This is a genomic window from Sphingobium sp. SCG-1, from assembly GCF_002953135.1.
Taxonomy (GTDB): domain Bacteria; phylum Pseudomonadota; class Alphaproteobacteria; order Sphingomonadales; family Sphingomonadaceae; genus Sphingobium.
In genome coordinates, this window is record NZ_CP026372.1 from 3,656,294 (window position 1) to 3,674,187 (window position 17,894).

Genomic DNA, 17,894 nt, shown 5'->3' on the forward strand with positions numbered 1-17,894 from the left:
GCCTCTAAAATGACTTGAGGGAGCGTTCAGGCCCGTCGCTTGCCCGTCATCGCTGCCGAGCCGAAAGCGCCAAGCTGAACCGTGGCGGTCAGCGTGTCGCCCTCTACAATACCTTCGGCCTCCAGCGTCATCGGCATCGGCACCACCATATCCATCTTCCACGTCAGCCGGTTGCCGTCGACCTTGCCGTCCTTCACGTCCAGCGAACCAAGCGGTCCCGCGTTTGTACCGTGGAACGTGTCACCATTGCTGATGACGGTAAAGACGCTCGTTTGGTCACCCATCGGGGTCTTGGTTACGCAATCATAGGCGCCATCAACTGTTGCCATGTCATATCTCCTGCAATGTCATTGTCGCTTATTTGGCGGCTATGGCGGCGCTGTCAACGACCGTGATGGGAATGCCAAGCTTTTGAAGCTGCGGCATAACCACAGCCTTATCCCCTACTACGACCCAAGTGATCTTGTTCGGATCGATCATCTTGCGCGCCGTAGCGTCAAGCTGTGGCACAGTCAGCGCCTTGTAGCGATCTGCCAGGGTTTCGGCATAATCGAACGGCCGCATGAAAAGCACATCGCGTTGCATCTCACCCAACACATCCGCCGATGTCTCGAAGCTCCCTGCCAGTTCACGCGTACTGCCGTTGACCGTCCGCTGCAATTCCGCGGCAGTGACCCCCTTCGTCGTCAGGAAGTCGGTCATCTGCGCCTTGAGCGCCGCAATCGAAGGTCCAGTCTGATCCGCCTGCACCGGCGCTACGATGATATACGGCAACTGGTTCTCGAAGCGGTTGACGGTGGAGAACACGCCATAGGACCAGCCCTTCGTCTCACGCAGATCCATGTTGATGCGGCTGAGGAAACTGCCACCCAGCACATCGTTTGCCGACAGGAATGTCACTAGGTCGTCCGTGCCCTTCGCGTTCAGCAACGCACCACCGTAAATAACCGACTGCGGCGATTGCGGGCGATCCACCAGCACGATCCGCGATTGCGCGGGCGGCACCGGTACTTCGAAATTCTTCTTGCCCGGCAAGTCCCGCGTCATCCGCCATGTGCCAAAGCGCGCCTCCAGCATGGGCTTCAAGTCGCCGAGCGTCGTGTCACCCACCGCGAAGATTTCCGCATTGTCGCCGCGAATCCATTTGTTGTGGAAGCTCGCCAGGTCGTTCGGGGTCAGCGCCTTCACCACGGCCGGATCGCCCGTGCCGCTGGAAGGTACGCCATAGGGATGGTCCTTGCCATACAGAAGCGGCGGAAGTGTCCGGCTCGCCAGCGCCTGCGGCTGCGTCAATTCCTGCGCGATCCGCGAGAGTTGCTGCGCACGGACGCGCTCCAGTTCCTTAACGTCGAAGGCCGGGTTCTTGATGACGTCAGCCAGCAAATCGAGCGAAGGTGCAAGATTGGGCGTCAGCGCATAGAGCGAGACGCTGGTGCGATCCATGCTCGCGCCTACCGAGATTGCCGCGCCCAGCCGCTCCTGCTCCTCGGCGATCTGGATGCTGTTGCGAGTCCGGGTGCCTTCCTTCAGCATCGCAAGCGTCACTGCCTGCGTGCCCAGCATGTCATGCGGATCGGCAGCATTGCCTGCGTCGAATACGACCGAGAGCCGTAACGTCGGCACGGTTTCGCGCCGCGCGAAATGCACCTTGATCCCGTTAGATAGCGTCGTAGTTTCCACCGTCGGGAAGTCGAGGTTCGGGATCGACCCAACTTCAGGCAACTTACTGCGATCGACAGCGGTACGCGGCGCGGTTGTCGCGGGCACGTCCACCTTCACATTACCTGCGCCACCGTCGGCGGGCATCCGGTAATAGGCTGGCGTGCTGACGATGCCGGAACGTACCGAAGCCTTGCCGCCAGCGTTCTGATAGGCCGCCCGGTCACCCGGCTCGACCGTCAACGCGAAGACGGGACGCGTCAGCCACTTCTGCATCGCCGCCGTCACCTGCGCGGGCGTGGCTTCGGCCATTTCCTTCAACTGCTTGGCATAGAAGGACGGATCGTTGGAATATAGAGCGCCTTCGGCAAGCGTCACGGCTTTCCCCGAGAAACCACCCACAGACTCAAGGCCACCGATGGTGCCCGAGATATTGGATGTAGCGACCCGCGCGACTTCATCCGCCGTCGGCCCCTTGGCGATATAGTCCTTCAACAAGGCATCAAGCTGCTCGCCCGCCATCTTCGCGTCCACGCCCGGCTTCACGTCCATCGTGACTTCGAAGAAGGAGAGTTGCGCAAATTCCTGCAACTGCGCCGTGACGCCCACAGCAATCTGCTGCTTGCGCACTAATTCATTGTCGAGCCGCGAACTGGCAAGGCCGCCCAGCACGCTTGCGCCGATCTCCAGCGGCGTCTGGGCCGGATCGTTGAGACCCGGCACCGCCCACCAGCGATAAAGGCGCGTAGTCGCGACCCGATCCTTCATCACCTCGTCCTTGCGCGCCGCGAGTGAAGGGATGGGCACATCCAGTGGCTGCACCTTCTTGCCCGCCGGAATGTCGCCGAAATATTTCTCGACCAGCGGCTTTGCGCTCGCCACATCGATGTCGCCAGCCAGCACCAGCACGGCATTATTGGGGCCATAATGATCGGTGAACCAGCCTTTCACATCGGCAAGGCTGGCGGCATCCAGGTCCGCCATCGAACCGATCGTCGAATGGGCGTAGGGATGACCCGCAGGCAACAACCCTTCCAACTGCGCATATTCGACTAAGCCGTAGGGCTGGTTATCACCCTGCCGCTTCTCGTTCTGCACAACGCCGCGCTGATTATCGAGCTTCTCCTGCGTCACCGCGCCGAGCAAATGCCCCATGCGGTCGCTCTCCAGGAACAGCGCTACTTCCAGAGCCGACTTCGGCACCGTCTCAAAATAATTGGTGCGGTCGAACCATGTCGTTCCGTTGAAGTCGGTCGCGCCGACTTGTTGCAGCGGCTCGAAGAAATCACCGGGCGCATTTTCCGATCCGTTGAACATCAGATGCTCGAACAGATGCGCAAAGCCGGTCTTGCCCTTCGGCTCGTTCTTGGAACCGACGCCATACCAGATCGACGTCGCAACGATCGGTGCCTTGCGATCGGTGTGGACAATGACGCGCAGACCGTTCTTCAGCGTAAACTGCTCATAGGGGATCTTGACGGCAGCGACGAGGTCTTCGACCGGCGCTGGCTTTGCCGCAGCAGGGTTCTGCGCGAACGCAGGGACGTAGGAAGCAGCCAGCGCAAGTGGCGATGCGGCGAGCGCCAGCGCGAGACGGGGAGCGAAAGTGCGAGGCATGGGGTTCCTTCAACGAAGCGAAGCTGACGGCTGATACCCGTCATGATGCCGCGCAGAATAGCGAGCCGTTTTATCGGTGCAATACGGTTTCCGCTGGACAGTCACTTTAGGGGCGATACTTTTGGCTCAATTGGCTCAATTGGCTCAATTGGCTCAATTGGCTCAATTGGCTCAATTGGCTCAATTGGCTCAATTGGCTCAATTGGCTCAATTGGCGCTTTGCCTAAAGACCTTCCGGAGAGATTTTCCCCATGACACGTTCCATCTGCGCAGCCTTCATGCTCGCACTTCTTTCGACTTCGGCCTTGGCACAAAGCGGTAAGGACGAGCCAGCGTTCACGCCAGAAGGCGTCCGCGCGCACGTCGCGTTCCTTGCCGACGACATGCTGGAGGGGCGAGACACCGGCAGCCGGGGCCAGGAGATCGCCGCGCGCTACGTCGCTACTCGGTTCGACGCCCTGGGACTAAAACCGGCGGGCGAAAACGGAAGCTGGTATCAGACCGTCACTTTTCAGCAGACCGACCGCGGCGCCACGCCGGGCACAGTGACGATCAGCGGCGCAGGCGCAGAGAAAAGCTGGAAGCATGCGACCGAGGTGCTGATCGGCACCAACGCGAATGAGCCAAAGCTCGACATATCCGCGCCGTTGGTTTTCGTCGGCTATGGCATCGAAAGCGCGCCGCTAGGTATCGATGATTATGCCGGGCTGGACGTGAAGGGCAAGATCGTCGTCACCCTGCGCGGCTTCCCCAAGGGCATGCCGAGCGAGGAAGGCGCGCATGTCGGTGCAACCAAGGCGGAAGCCGCACAGCGCCATGGCGCGATCGGCATCATCAGCGTGGGCACCCTGCAGTCGATGAAGGCGCGGCCGTGGGAACGGATGCTGCAAACCGCCGACGCGTCGAGCTTCACCTGGGTCGGCAAAGATGGCAAGGCATTCGATGAAGCGCCCGGCATCCGCGCCTCCGCGTCGCTCAACGGTCCGGCTGCGGACGCGGTGTTCGCAGGCGCGGCCAAGTCGCTCGCCACGATCCGCAAGGAAGCGGACAAGGCTGGCAGTCGGCCTAAGGGCTTTGCGCTTAAGACTGGCATTCGCATCCAGAACGAGAGTACGAGCAAGCGGATCACCAGCTCCAATGTCGCGGCAATCCTGCCGGGGTCCGACCCCAAGCTTGCCAGCGAATATGTCGTACTGTCCGCGCATCTCGACCATATCGGCATCAGCAAGGCGAAGGCTGGCGAGCCGACGGGCACGGATCACATCAACAATGGCGCGCTCGATAATGCGGCGGGCATCGCAACGATGCTGGAAGTGGCGCGCGCCGCCGCCAGCGTTCCAACGAAGCCGCGCCGTTCGATCATCTTCCTCGCCTCCACGGCGGAAGAGCGCGGACTGCTGGGCGCGGATTACTTCGCGCGTCACCCGAGCGTTCCGGGTGACAGGATCGTCGGCAATGTCGATCTGGACATGCCGCTGCTGCTTTATCCCTTTACGGACGTGATCGCGTTCGGGGCGGATCACTCGACGCTCGGTCCCATAGTCGCCAAGGCCGTCGCACCGATGAACCTCAAGCTCGCGCCCGACCCGATGCCGCAGGAGAGCATTTTCGTGCGCTCCGACCATTATATGTTCGTGAAGCAAGGCGTCCCCGCCGTGTTCCTGGCGACCGGCTATGCCAATGGCGGGGCAAAGGCGTGGGAGACGTTCCTATCGGGCAATTACCACCATCCCGGCGACGACATGAACCAGAAGATCGACTGGGAAGCGGGCGCTCGCTTTGCCGAAGCAAATTACCGGATTACGAGGGCCATGGCGGACGGAGACGTAGCGCCGATGTGGTATGAGAAAGACTTCTTCGGTGATGTCTTCGCACCGGGGGCGAAGAAGGCCGCGAAATCTGGGCAATAGGAAGGGACACCGCCTTCCATGGGGCTGAGCGAAGTCGAAGGGTAAATGGGATTTGCGGTGCAGCGCGGACTAAGCAGGTTTTCAGCCCCGCCCCCTTGTGTGTCTTTTCAGCAACACCATATCCCACCCAAGACTAGGGTTTTAGGGTAAGCATATGAACCTCGAAAAATTCACCGACCGCGCCAAGGGCTTTCTCCAATCGGCGCAGACCGTCGCGATCCGGATGAACCATCAGCGGATCAGCCCGGAGCATCTCTTGAAGGCGCTGCTGGAAGACGAGCAGGGCATGGCGTCCGGATTGATCCGGGCCGCTGGCGGCGATCCGGCCACCGCAATGCGCGAAACGGATGCGGCGCTGGCGAAAGTGCCTGCGGTGTCGGGCAGTGGTGCGCAGCAGACGCCAGGCCTGGACAACGACTCCGTCCGCGTGCTGGATCAGGCGGAGCAAGTCGCGCAAAAAGCAGGCGATAGTTATGTGACGGTCGAGCGGCTGTTATTAGCTCTCGCCCTGTCGACCACCACGACCGCAGGGAAGGCATTGGCGGCGGCAGGCGTGAAGGCGGAGGCTCTGAACGGCGCGATCAACAGCCTGCGCGGCGGGCGAACCGCCGACACGGCGTCCGCAGAAGATCGCTACGACGCGCTCAAGAAATTCGCACGCGACTTGACGCAGGCAGCCCGTGACGGAAAGCTCGATCCCGTCATCGGCCGCGACGAGGAAATCCGCCGAACCGTGCAGATCCTCGCCCGCCGCACCAAAAACAATCCCGTGTTGATCGGCGAGCCCGGCGTCGGCAAGACCGCCATCGCGGAGGGCCTTGCCCTGCGCATCGCCAATGGCGACGTGCCCGACACGCTGAAAGACCGCACGCTGATGGCCCTCGACATGGGGTCGCTGATCGCAGGTGCCAAATATCGCGGCGAATTCGAGGAGCGGCTGAAGGGCGTGCTAGACGAAGTGAAGGGCGCGGAAGGCCAGATCGTCCTGTTCATAGACGAGATGCATACGCTGATCGGCGCGGGCAAGGGCGAAGGCGCGATGGACGCCTCCAACCTTTTGAAGCCTGCCCTTGCGCGCGGTGAACTACATTGCATCGGCGCAACCACGCTGGACGAATATCGCAAGCATGTGGAGAAAGACCCGGCGCTGCAACGGCGCTTTCAGCCGGTGTTCGTGGGCGAACCGACGGTCGAGGATACGGTATCGATCCTGCGCGGCCTGAAAGAAAAATACGAACTGCACCATGGCGTGCGGATCACCGACAGTGCTCTGGTGTCCGCCGCGACGCTCTCGCATCGTTATATCACGGACCGCTTTCTGCCCGACAAGGCCATCGACCTGATGGACGAAGCCGCGTCGCGGCTGCGCATGGAGGTGGAGAGCAAGCCTGAAGAGATCGAGAATCTCGACCGCCGCATCATCCAGTTGAAGATCGAGCGTGAGGCTCTGAAGAAAGAAACGGATCGCGCGTCCCAGGAGCGGTTGACCGCGCTGGAGGAAGACCTCGCCAATTTGGAGCAGCAATCGTCCGAACTGACGCAGCGCTGGCAGGCAGAAAAGGACAAGATTGCGGGCGAATCGAAGATCAAGGAGCAGCTAGAAGGCGCGCGTCTGGAATTGGAGCAGGCGCAGCGCGCGGGCGATCTCGCGAAAATGAGCGAACTGTCATACGGCACAATCCCGCAACTGGAGAAGCAGCTTGCCGCCGCCGCGACCGCGTCGGAAGGCGCGATGCTGCGCGAGGAAGTGACGGCGGAGGACATCGCCGGTGTCGTGGCCCGCTGGACCGGCATTCCCGTCGAGCGAATGATGGAGGGGGAGCGCGAGAAGCTGCTGGCCATGGAAACCGAGATTGGCAAGCGCGTCATCGGACAGGCGGACGCGGTAAAAGCCGTCTCCACCGCCGTCCGCCGCAGCCGCGCGGGGTTACAGGATCCGAACCGGCCTTTGGGCTCATTCCTGTTCCTCGGCCCTACGGGTGTCGGCAAGACCGAACTAACCAAGGCGCTGGCCGAATTCCTGTTCGACGACAGCAGCGCCATGGTGCGCATCGACATGAGCGAATTCATGGAGAAGCATTCGGTCGCACGGCTGATCGGTGCGCCTCCGGGCTATGTCGGCTATGAGGAAGGCGGCGTGCTGACCGAAGCGATCCGGCGACGGCCCTATCAGGTGATCCTGTTCGATGAAGTCGAAAAGGCGCATGGCGACGTGTTCAACATCCTGCTGCAAGTGCTGGATGACGGCCGCCTGACCGATGGGCAGGGCCGCACGGTGGACTTCACGAACAGCATCATTGTGCTGACATCAAACCTGGGCAGCCAATACCTGTCCAACATGACCGACGGGCAGAAGGTCGAGGATGTCGAGCCGCAAGTGATGGAGATTGTGCGCGGCCATTTTCGGCCCGAGTTCCTTAACCGGCTGGACGAGATCATCCTGTTCCACCGCCTCGCGGCAGAACACATGGGTCCCATCGTCGATATTCAGGTCGGCCGCGTACAGAAGTTGCTAAAAGACCGTAAGGTGACGCTGAACCTGACGGACGGCGCACGCGCATGGCTGGGTCGTGTGGGTTACGATCCGGTCTATGGCGCGCGTCCCTTGAAGCGCTCGGTGCAACGATATCTGCAAGATCCCCTGGCAGACCTGATCCTGCGCGGCGATGTGCATGACGGCGCAACGGTGCAGGTCGATGAGGGCGATGGAGCGCTGGTGTTGGAGGTTCAATAAAAGTTCGGCCATGCGGACGTATGTCCGCATGGCCGGTAACTAACAGAGTAACGCTATTAAAAGCGCAGGCCCGCCGTCACAGCAAAGCGGCGACCTAATGCGTCATATGTCGACGGATAGGTGTTACCGTTATTGTAGCTGGTGGAACCAATTGTCGCTCCGACGATCGGTGGTTTCTTATCAAAGACGTTCATCACAGATGCCGTAATGGTTATGACATCGGTCGGTGCAAAACGCGCAGTCAGGTCAAAATAGTCCATCGCTTTTATCCGACGATATTCATCAAGCGGAGCGACAGTGCCATCCGCATCAACCAATACTGGATCAGCATCATGAGCAAGATCGTCCGCCAGTTGCAACGGTTCGTATTTTTGGCTGCTCAGGTGACGCCAAAGCACGGAAATATCAAACTTCTCGAATGACAAGGTGGAACGGAAATTCCACTGGAATTCGGGCTGTATCGACGCGCAATTAACGCTGTAATAACCGACGCAATCGCGATTGACCGACGACGGCGTAGCCTTGAACTTGGATCGGCTTGTCCAGTTGCCGGAGAAATTAAGGCCCAAATTCGCAAAGCCGATGTCACGATCGTAATTAACCGTCAGATCGATGCCATCCGTCATCAATTCACCAAGGTTCGACAACGGCAGACCAATTCCGGGTGTCGAAGCGGCATCGCCACTCAAGGCACCCGTATTAGGGTTGCGCTGAATCGCAAGGCATGCAGGACTTTGAGCGCTGGCTGCTGTGATGTTGTTGAAGCATGCACCGATAACGTCGCCAACAGTCGGCGTGGTGATCGCATTCACAACCTTGATGTTATAGTAATCGACCGAGATATTTAGCCCACGTGCAAACACCGGCTCGAATACGCCGCCAATGGTATACGTCGTCGCCTTTTCGACGTCCAAATCGAGATTGCCGCCTGTCGAAACGTTGGGCTGGCCCGCGGACGGTTGTGGAATACTGCCGATCGACGGGGCGCCCTGCGCAAGACATATTGCACCAAGATTCGCGTTAAGCGTAGGTGCAGTACCAGCACAAGGATCATTCGCCAGGTTGTCGAGCCCTACGACCAACGGCTGATACAACTCGCTGATGTTGGGAGCACGGACAGCTTTTTGATAGTTCCCACGGAAACGGAGGCTGCTTATCGGAGCCCAGCTTCCGCCCGTCTTCCAAGTGAAGTTGCTGCCGGTCGTGGAGTAATCAGACTGACGAACACCGCCTTCAAAGGTCAAGCTTTGAATGAATGGGCGATTTTCAATCAGCGGGGCGACGATTTCCGCAAAAAATTCGTGGACATCATATGCGCCTGTGCTGTCGGGCGTCGCAGCGCCATTTCCCAAGACTTCGCTCGGAGTCTGGCTCGCCAAATCCGACGACGTAGACGCCTTATATTTCCGGTACTCACCCGCGATAGCAATATTGATGGGTCGCGATGCAAGCGGGCTCACAAGTCCGAAGTCACCGGAAATCTGTCCGTGAACTTGGCCCAGTGACGTCTTCACGCTGGAAGACACTGAAACATCCAAGAACCGGATCATGTCTGGCGTAATAGATCCATTATTACCGAAAAGATTGAGTGGCACGCAACCACCGGTAGGATCAACGCAGGTACTCGCGTCGACGGCCTGCAGCGCCTGCTTAACCCGCGAGTTCAAGCCGTTGCCGCTCTGGCGCTGGATGTTTTCGGACTCGCCATAGGAACCGTACACATCCCAAGCCAAATTGCTGATGAGGCCGCCGGTTGCGCCCATACGATAGTTGAACATCGTGGTCGTGTATTCGGAAAGGCGCGGCCCTGCCTCTACGAAGCGACGGCCGATAGAGGCTCCGAACGTGCGGTAAGCGGGGTTATTCGGATCAGTAATCGTAGCTGCCGCGGCACATTCTGCAGCACTGATGCCCCCCGCGTCACAGAATTGCGTACGCAAGGCATCTGTCAGGAACGGATTGCTGACCGGAATGTCATAATCGTTGAAGAACGTGCCGGATGACGCAGAAACTGTCGATACCTTGTTCTTCGAAAATAAGCCCTGAGCATAGACTTCCACCGCATCTGAAACTTCATAATGCGCTGCGCCGTACATATTGTATCTTTGGAACGGCGTCTGGTACAAGTTAACCGGATTATAGTTGTACGGTGCGAAGTAATCTTCATCGACAAGCCCCGTCGCCGGGTTAATCTGACCTACTACTGGAGCAAAGAAATAGGATGGAACAGTGGTGGCCGAACCACCTTGCGCTCCGGAAGTCTGGTCGATGGCGAAACGCGAGAAGCTGCGATCGCCTTGATAAACTGGCTTTGCTTTTTGGTAACCGATGCTGAACACCGCATTACCGCGACCGTCGTCAAAGTTGGCGCCAATCGTCAGGTCCGCTCGCAAGGTATACCCATCACCCTGCTCAGTAATCTGATTGCTGACCGTTGCATTCACACCAGCAAAGTCGCGCTTTGTAATGAAGTTGACCACGCCGGACACTGCGTCGGCACCATACGTCGTCGTGGCGCCGCCTGTAAGGACGTCGGTACGCTCTATAAGAGCAAGAGGAATGTTGTTAAGATCGACCGCGCCTGTCAAATCCGCAGGGACAATTCGCGTCCCATCCAAGAGCACAAGGTTTCGGTTAGATCCAAGACCGCGCAGATTGACAAAAGAGGCGCCCGTTTGGCCGTTGTTGACGGCACTACCTTGGTCCGCCACGATCCCAGGAATGCTGCGCAGAAATTCTTCTGCCACGTTGGACTGACGCAATTCCACTTCTTTGGACGTCACGCCGATCACGGGACTTGATCGTATGAGATTGGGATCACGGATCAATGATCCCGTAACGACGATGGCATCACCCGTATCGGCAGCATCAGAAGCCTGCGGTACGTCTTGCGCAAAAGCGACGGTCGCCATCAGTGATGCGCCGAGGATCGCCGGTGCGGCGCTAGTACGCAAAAGTGCTCTCTTAGAAAATGTATTCACTATCCAGTCCCTTGCTCTGGAGTTCCGACAGATTTTAACCTGCCTTTTTAATTGCTTACGTGCGAAAGACGAAGAAGCCCGACAGCAGAGCCTTTCGCACGGGCTGCTTAACCTTCTGCGCGGGCGTTCAACCTCTGTAAAGATACGGACCTGGATTGCCCGCGTTTTGGCTATTCTTGTAGTAAATTTGCAACACCTTTGATCCTGATGACACGGCCATTTGCATCATCTCATGGCGTCCGCCTAAAGTGTATCCTTGGGTGCGTATCGCTACCTTACTGGCGCGCGCAAAAAGTGAGAGAGTATGGCATGGAATGCCTTGTGAGGAACAAATATATGACAACACGGAAAGTCCGCGCTGGCATCGTTGGCGCAGGGATATTGCTGACAGGTTGGGCGACCTCCGGCTTACACGCCACTGCTCAGACGCAGCCCCGCGCGGAGGTATTTACCAAAGTGCTCGACTGCCGCGGTCTTTCCGACAGCATCGCACGTCTTGAGTGTTACGACCAACAGGTCAGTGCAATGGCTACCGCAGCCCAGCGGGACGAAGTGGTGGTGCTGGACAAGGAGGAACTGAAAAAAACTCGTAGGTCACTCTTCGGGTTCTCGCTCCCAAGACTTCCGTTCCTGAACGACGGAGGCGACAACCGTGGTCCGCAAGCCGCGGAATTCGCGAAAATCGAAACAACCATTAAGTCCGCCACAAATCTCGGCTACGGCAAATGGCAGTTTATGCTTGAAGACGGTGCGCAGTGGCAAACCACCGAACCCATCGCTAATCGTCTTCCCAAGGCAGGTCTGCCCATCGTCATCAAACGCGCCTCATTGGGCAGCTTCATGGGTAGCGTGAACGGCTGGACATCGGTCCGCATGAAACGCGTCGGGTAGATGTCACCTCACGGAGTAGGCATCGGCCCCGCGATCAGCATCGGATCGATCCGAGCGTCGTTCCATTTCATTGCCCAGTGAAGGTGCGGGCCAGTTGCGCGGCCCGTGCTGCCTACTGCGCCTATGATCTGACCACGTGTCACCTGTGCGCCTTGCGCTACATCAATCCGCGAGAGATGCAGGAAAGCGCTGTTCAATCCAGCGCCGTGGTCGATCATCAGGAGATCGCCTTCGAGCGTGAAGGGCTTTTCCGCCGCCAGTACGACGATGCCGTCGGCGGGTGCGCGGACCGGCGTGCCTGTAATTCCTGCGATGTCGACACCACCGTGGTAGGCGGCCGGTTCGCCACGATAGATGCGCTGCGCGCCAAACAGTCCGGAAATTCGTCCGGTTAGCGGCCATATTAAGCGCTGCCGCCAGCCACGGCTGTCACTGTGCGCCGCGCGAGCGGTAGCGATACGTTGCAACTCGGGTCGACGCAGCAGGAGGAACGCCTCAGTATCTTTGGTCGGGCGCATTGGCGCGTCGATCCGCTCGATCCGCCATTCGCGTCGCGCCACGATCAGCGTCCGCGTAATGGAGCGACCATCGCGCACGGTCGCTTTCAACGTAGCGAGCAGCGGAGCATCACGGTCGAAAGCAATGAGGAAGCGGCCTTCCGCATCGACGGAGACGCTCTGTCCGTTGAAGGAAAGTGCCACCGTGTCGGCAGGCGCAGTGCCGATCGCCAAGCCGCCCTGCATGATCGCGCCCTCCAGTGCAAAGTTTGCGGGCAGCGGCTCCTGCGTGATGCGTACTTCTGACGCGACAGTTGGAGGCCAGGGTGCAGATGCAACGGCTGTGCTATCTTTTACTGGCGCAACGCAGCCTGACGCTGCCCCGACAATCGCCAGCATTACGCCAGCACGGGCCAGCTTCATGCAATGACCCCGCGGGCCCTGCGATCCGCCAACTCCGCCTGCACCGAATATTCTGCGCTGGCATAAGGTTCCTGCCGCGCAATATTCCAGTAGCGTAGATCCTCCAGCGGGATCCGCTTACCCGACACCGCGCACAGCACATGATCGCCGGGGCTCAGCACCCGGTAGCTATAGGACATATAGTGCAGCCGGGCGGGCTGGTCGCGCTTGGACATCAACATCGTCTTACGTTCCGGTCAGGAGGAGAACAGATCCTGTTGCGTCGTTTCGCCGGCGCGCTTTTTCGGGCGGGCGGGTCGGGGCGCGGCAGGAGAGCTAGCCAATATATCCTGCTGCCGCGCTGGCTCAACCCCGGCGATGGTTGCGTCGATGGTGTCCTGAGGGCCGAAGGTAAGCGTGACGCGGCCAAGACGCTGCGCCTCGGCGGCACTGATCACGACATGGCCGCCCGAGGTGACAAGCGCGAAGCCGGGGCGTGGGGGTCGGCGTGGATCGAGCGACAGGGCTAGACGCGTTAGCCCATCCAGCGCCGTGGTCGCCATCGCAAGACGCCGGGTCAGAAGTTCAGGCACAAGCCGGACAGTTTCCACCCGATGCCGATCGCGCGCGATCCGCTGAAGCAGCAAGGCGGGACGCAAGGCACCCGCAGCGCCTGCCAGTTCGGCGCGGGCGTCGGTAACGCGGTGGCGCAGGCCCCGCCCCAACCGCTCGCCCATATCATCGGCGCGCTGGCGCTGCGTTGCCAGCAGCGCATCGGGCGCGGGGAGCAGGCGGACCTGCGTCTCCAACCGCTCGCGTGCTTGCGTGGCGTTGCGGCGGACGGCACGACCTGCGCGCAGACCCTGCTCGGTAAGCATCGCCATCAGGTCGGCGCGGACGGGTACGGCGATTTCCGCTGCCGCCGTGGGGGTCGGCGCGCGCACGTCGGCGGCGAAGTCGCAAAGGGTCGTGTCGGTCTCATGCCCCACGGCGCTGATGATCGGGATCGAGCAACCCGCGACCGCCCGGACGACAACTTCCTCGTTGAAGGACCACAGATCCTCGATCGATCCGCCGCCGCGCGCGACGATCACCAGATCGGGACGTGGCACCGGGCCGTCGAGGGGCATGGCGTCGAAGCCGCGCACGGCATTGGCAATCTGTGCGGCGGCCCCCTCCCCCTGCACCAGCACCGGCCAGACGAGGACATGCGTGGGGCAGCGATCCTCCAGCCTGTGCAAAATGTCGCGGATGACAGCGCCGGTGGGGGATGTGACTACGCCGATCACTTTGGGCAGGAATGGCAGCGGCTTCTTACGCTCCGCCGCAAACAATCCTTCGGCGGCGAGTTTCTGTTTTAGGCGTTCGAGCAACTGCATGAGCGCGCCTTCGCCCGCCAGTTCCATCTTCTCGATGACGATCTGATATTTCGAACGGCCGGGATAGGTGGTGAGCTTCCCCGTGGCGACGACTTCGATGCCATCGGCGGGGGCAAAGGCAAGCCGCCCTGCCCCGCCCTTCCACATTACGCCATCGATCACGGCGCTGTCGTCCTTCAGGCACAGATAGACGTGACCCGACGCCGCCTTTTTATAGCCGGAAATCTCCCCGCGCAGCTTTACATGGCCAAAGCGATCCTCGACCGTGCGCTTCAATCGCGACGCCAATTCGCTCACCGATAGCGGCGGCGCGTTGTCGCCCGGCGTATCCTCCGCTAACAGGCGGCCCGACGGATCATAGGCAGACTCAAATTCCGGGGACATAGTGGCGATGAACATCCTCTTGCTTGGCAGCGGCGGGCGCGAACATGCGCTGGCGTGGAAGCTGGCGCAATCACCGGCGTGCGACACGCTGTTCGCTGCGCCCGGCAATCCCGGCATAGCGCAACATAGCGTACTGGTCGACCTTGCCGCGACAGATCATGCGGCAGTTTTGGCATTTTGCGCGGACCAGCGCATCGGCCTTGTGGTGATCGGGCCGGAAGCGCCCCTGGTCGATGGGCTAGCGGATAGTCTTCGCGAAGCAGGCGTGCCGGTGTTCGGGCCGTCGCGGCTGGCAGCACAGCTGGAGGGATCGAAGGGCTTTACCAAGGATCTGTGTCGCCGGGCAAGTATTCCCACCGCCGGGTATGTGCGCGTTACCAGCAAGGCCGAGGGTATCGGCGCTCTTGCGCCCTTCGGCTTGCCCGTAGTCATTAAGGCAGACGGTCTCGCGGCGGGCAAGGGAGTCATCATCGCGATGACCCGTGCCGAAGCTGAAGCAGCGCTCGAAGATATGTTCTCCGGCAGCTTCGGCGATGCCGGGGCGGAGGTGGTGATCGAAGAATTCATGACGGGCGAGGAAGCCAGCTTCTTTGCGCTGACGGACGGCACCTCTATCCTGCCCTTCGGATCGGCACAGGATCACAAGCGCGTGGGCGATGGGGACACCGGCCCAAACACCGGCGGCATGGGCGCATATAGTCCCGCGCCCGTTCTTACCCCTGCGCTGGAGGCGCGGGTGATCGGGGAGATAATCAAGCCGACTGTCGCGACGATGGCGGCGGAGGGGATGCCTTATAGCGGCGTGCTCTACGCTGGCCTGATGCTGACCCCGACAGGGCCAAAGCTCATCGAATATAATGCGCGCTTTGGCGACCCGGAATGTCAGGTGCTGATGATGCGGTTGCAGGACGATCTCGTGACGCTGCTGCTCGCCGTAGCTCAGGGCAAGTTGGCACAGCATCCGACCGTCACCCTCTCCGCTGACTCAGCGCTCACGGTCGTAATGGCCGCCAATGGCTATCCCGGCACCCCAGAAAAAGGCGGCAGTATTACCGGCATCGAAACCGCTGAGGCCGCCGGCGCAAAGGTTTTCCATGCGGGTACGTCGCTCGTGAGCGACACTCTTGTCGCCAGTGGCGGCCGCGTGCTGAATGTGACCGCGACTGGCGCAACGGTGCGAGAGGCGCAAGCTAAGGCTTATGCCGCAGTGGACGCGATTGATTTTGCGACAGGCTTTTGCCGCCGCGACATAGGCTGGCGCGAAATCGAACGCGAAGCCGTGGCATGATCCGAGAACTTGTCCTAGGGTCGATGCGACACAGGAGGCTGAACCCATGAACGACTTCGTGACGACCTACGGCCTGTGGTTGGTAATTGCCCTGCTGGTGCTCATCGTAGTGCTTTATCTGCTGTTCGGCAGGAAAAGTAGTGAGGACGCGGTCGACTCTACTTCTGGAACGTCGTCTACGCCCACGATCACTTCGCCGCCCATCGCCGATCCAACCGCGCCACCGCTACCGACCGTCGATCCGATCCCGGTTAGCGCGCCGCCCCTACCCGAAGCCGTGATAGCAGACGCCGTTGTCCCTACCGTGATGGTTCCCATCACGCCTGCCGCGACGACCCAGCTCGATGGGTCGGACAATCTGCTGAAAATGAAGGGCGTAGGCCCCAAACTCGCTGCCTTGCTGGGAGAACTCGGCGTCACACGTTATGCGCAGATCGCAGAGTGGACCGACACAGATTTAGCCGCCATTGACGCGCGCCTGGGCAACTTCAAGGGCCGGCCAATCCGGGACCATTGGATCGATCAGGCAAAATATCTGGCAGCCGGGGATATCGCCGGATTTGAAGCGAAATACGGGAGACTGTAACTAGCGCGGGAACAGTCCCACCAGCTTGGCGAGCGCAGTCCGCAATGGCTTGCGCTCCGCACTGTCCGAGACGCCCAGCCGCACTACAGTCAGACGCTGAGCCGGTGAAACGAGGATGTACTGTCCGTTGTGTCCGACGCAGGCAAAAAGGCTGCGTGGGGCATCATCGGGAAACAACGGGCTGCGGTCGCTCGGCCGGTTCAGCCACAGGTGGCCGCCATAAGCGGGATTTTGCGAACTCGGCGTCTTCATGAACTGGACCCAGCGCTGTGAAAGGATCTGACGTCCATTAGCGCGGCCCTTGTTGCGGAGGAACTCGCCGAAGCTCGCGTAATCGCGTGCCGTCATGTGCATGATGCTGCCGCCGATCATAGTGCCGCGTGCGTCGAATTCCGGCGTCAGGCTTGCAAGGCCCACCGGTTGTTTCAAACGCCCTTCAATAAACTGCATCATAGCCGCGCGGCGCTTTTCGGGGTCGGTGCTACCGGTCAGCATCCGTGTCAGGATGTCGCTCAGGATAACAGTGGTTGCGGTGCTGTAGTTGAAGTGCGTGCCGGGGTGCTGCGCCATCGGCTTGGCTTCGGCATAGCCCGCCATGTCCGCAACGCCATCGGTGAAAAGCATTCGCGGCGTATCGGCATCAGCAATCGCGCCGCCCGCATCGTCCGCATCCTCGGCATGGGCGAGGCCGGAGGACATTGTGAGCAACTGCCGCAGGGTAATCCCGCTCCTCGGGTCGCCCGCCTGGCTCCATGCGGGCACGGGCGCGGGCGAATCGAGCGCGAGGCGACCATCTGAAACCATCAGGCCCACGAGAACCGCCGTCACTGTCTTTGCCATTGACCAGGAGAGTTGCTTCGTATCCGGTCCAAAACCAGATGCGTAACGCTCGGCAATAATCTTACCGTCATGCACGACGATCAAGGCGCGCGTATCGCCCATGTCCTCCGCATCGAAGATGCCGTCAATGGCGCCGCGTAACGCGCCTTCCGGAACAGCATCGTCGGCGTCGACGGTGTAGAGGCCCGACGATTTCTGCTGCCCGGAGACGACGCTTGCCAATAGCGCGAGCGGGAGCAGCGCGAGGCTTGCGCGGACTGCGGTTTTCGTCTTCATGGCGCGGCTCATAGCATGGCGTCGCGGAAAGGGGAGGCATGTCGAACAGTCGTCGCTGGCGTTTCGTCGCCCTTGTTCTTGCCATAGTGCTGATGGCGGCGCTCGCCTGGAACTGGCGTGTGTGGCAGGCCAAGGCGCAGGTCGGCGCAGGCTATGGGGCGCGGATGACCTGCTCGTGCCGCTATGTCGAGGGCCGCGACATGCAAAGCTGCAAGGGCGACACCGAGCCGGGCATGGAGATCGTGAGCCTCACCGATTCGCCGAGCGACAGATCCGTGACCGCACGCGTGCCACTGATGGCGAATCGGACCGCACGATATCGGGCGGGGTTTGGATGTTTGCTGGAATAAACTGTCGGGATTCGAGCGAAGCGAAGTCGCGGGGGGTATGCCGAGCCGGAGGTGAAGCACACTTCAATTCGTTCAGTACAAGGCTTCGACTTCGCTCAGC

13 protein-coding genes are annotated in these 17,894 nt (G+C 60.4%); 6 read left to right on the top strand and 7 right to left on the bottom strand.

All coding sequences use genetic code 11. The annotated features are described in order from the left end of the window. Positions 1 to 26: 26 nt before the first annotated feature. On the bottom strand, positions 27 to 329 hold the full coding sequence (locus C1T17_RS16980; protein WP_104954447.1) for a hypothetical protein: 303 nt from the start codon (positions 327 to 329) through the stop codon (positions 27 to 29). 28 nt (positions 330 to 357) lie between these two features. Next, positions 358 to 3,276, bottom strand: coding sequence for a M16 family metallopeptidase (locus C1T17_RS16985; RefSeq protein WP_104954448.1), 2,919 nt, complete (start codon positions 3,274 to 3,276; stop codon positions 358 to 360). A 251-nt stretch (positions 3,277 to 3,527) separates the two neighbouring features. On the opposite strand from C1T17_RS16985, the gene C1T17_RS16995 reads away from it, so the two are divergent. Next, entirely contained in the window at positions 3,528 to 5,186 is a 1,659-nt protein-coding gene (locus tag C1T17_RS16995) for a M28 family metallopeptidase (RefSeq protein ID WP_104954450.1), read from the top strand. A 154-nt stretch (positions 5,187 to 5,340) separates the two neighbouring features. Next, positions 5,341 to 7,920, top strand: coding sequence for an ATP-dependent chaperone ClpB (gene clpB, locus C1T17_RS17000; protein WP_104954451.1), 2,580 nt, complete (start codon positions 5,341 to 5,343; stop codon positions 7,918 to 7,920). Positions 7,921 to 7,976: 56 nt separating this feature from the next. Here the strand turns inward: clpB and C1T17_RS17005 are convergent, their stop codons facing one another. Next, positions 7,977 to 10,901, bottom strand: a complete 2,925-nt coding sequence (locus C1T17_RS17005) for a TonB-dependent receptor domain-containing protein (RefSeq protein WP_104954452.1) — start codon at positions 10,899 to 10,901, stop codon at positions 7,977 to 7,979. Between the two features lie 336 nt (positions 10,902 to 11,237). Between C1T17_RS17005 and C1T17_RS17010 the strand changes: the two genes are divergently transcribed. Continuing rightward, positions 11,238 to 11,792 (top strand): hypothetical protein, encoded by a 555-nt coding sequence (locus C1T17_RS17010; protein ID WP_223262662.1) that lies wholly within the window; start codon positions 11,238 to 11,240, stop codon positions 11,790 to 11,792. Positions 11,793 to 11,800: 8 nt separating this feature from the next. Here the strand turns inward: C1T17_RS17010 and C1T17_RS17015 are convergent, their stop codons facing one another. Genes C1T17_RS17015 through xseA form a run of 3 tightly spaced genes read right to left on the bottom strand, consistent with a single transcriptional unit; the run spans position 11,801 to position 14,454 of the window. Then, the gene (locus C1T17_RS17015; protein ID WP_223262663.1) at positions 11,801 to 12,712 is read right to left on the bottom strand and encodes a M23 family metallopeptidase; all 912 of its coding nucleotides are present in this window, start codon (positions 12,710 to 12,712) and stop codon (positions 11,801 to 11,803) included. Beyond that, a complete protein-coding gene (locus C1T17_RS17020) occupies positions 12,709 to 12,933 on the bottom strand; it encodes a DUF2093 domain-containing protein (protein ID WP_104954453.1) in 225 nt (74 codons plus the stop codon). Before C1T17_RS17020 ends, C1T17_RS17015 begins: the two co-directional genes overlap by 4 nt. A 15-nt stretch (positions 12,934 to 12,948) precedes the next feature. Then, positions 12,949 to 14,454, bottom strand: a complete 1,506-nt coding sequence (gene xseA, locus C1T17_RS17025; protein WP_104955328.1) for an exodeoxyribonuclease VII large subunit — start codon at positions 14,452 to 14,454, stop codon at positions 12,949 to 12,951. Between the two features lie 7 nt (positions 14,455 to 14,461). Here xseA and purD point away from each other — a divergent pair, with 7 nt between their 5' ends. Together purD and C1T17_RS17035 are read left to right on the top strand one after the other, a co-directional pair. Continuing rightward, entirely contained in the window at positions 14,462 to 15,742 is a 1,281-nt protein-coding gene (gene purD, locus C1T17_RS17030) for a phosphoribosylamine--glycine ligase (RefSeq protein WP_104954454.1), read from the top strand. 46 nt (positions 15,743 to 15,788) lie between these two features. Further along, a complete protein-coding gene (locus C1T17_RS17035) occupies positions 15,789 to 16,328 on the top strand; it encodes a hypothetical protein (RefSeq protein ID WP_104954455.1) in 540 nt (179 codons plus the stop codon). Here C1T17_RS17035 and C1T17_RS17040 read toward each other — a convergent pair whose 3' ends face one another. Continuing rightward, positions 16,329 to 17,444, bottom strand: a complete 1,116-nt coding sequence (locus C1T17_RS17040) for a serine hydrolase domain-containing protein (RefSeq protein WP_223262664.1) — start codon at positions 17,442 to 17,444, stop codon at positions 16,329 to 16,331. Between the two features lie 38 nt (positions 17,445 to 17,482). Here C1T17_RS17040 and C1T17_RS17045 point away from each other — a divergent pair, with 38 nt between their 5' ends. Next, positions 17,483 to 17,794: a hypothetical protein gene (locus C1T17_RS17045; RefSeq protein WP_104954457.1), complete on the top strand. Its 312-nt coding sequence runs from the start codon at positions 17,483 to 17,485 to the stop codon at positions 17,792 to 17,794. Positions 17,795 to 17,894: the final 100 nt, after the last annotated feature.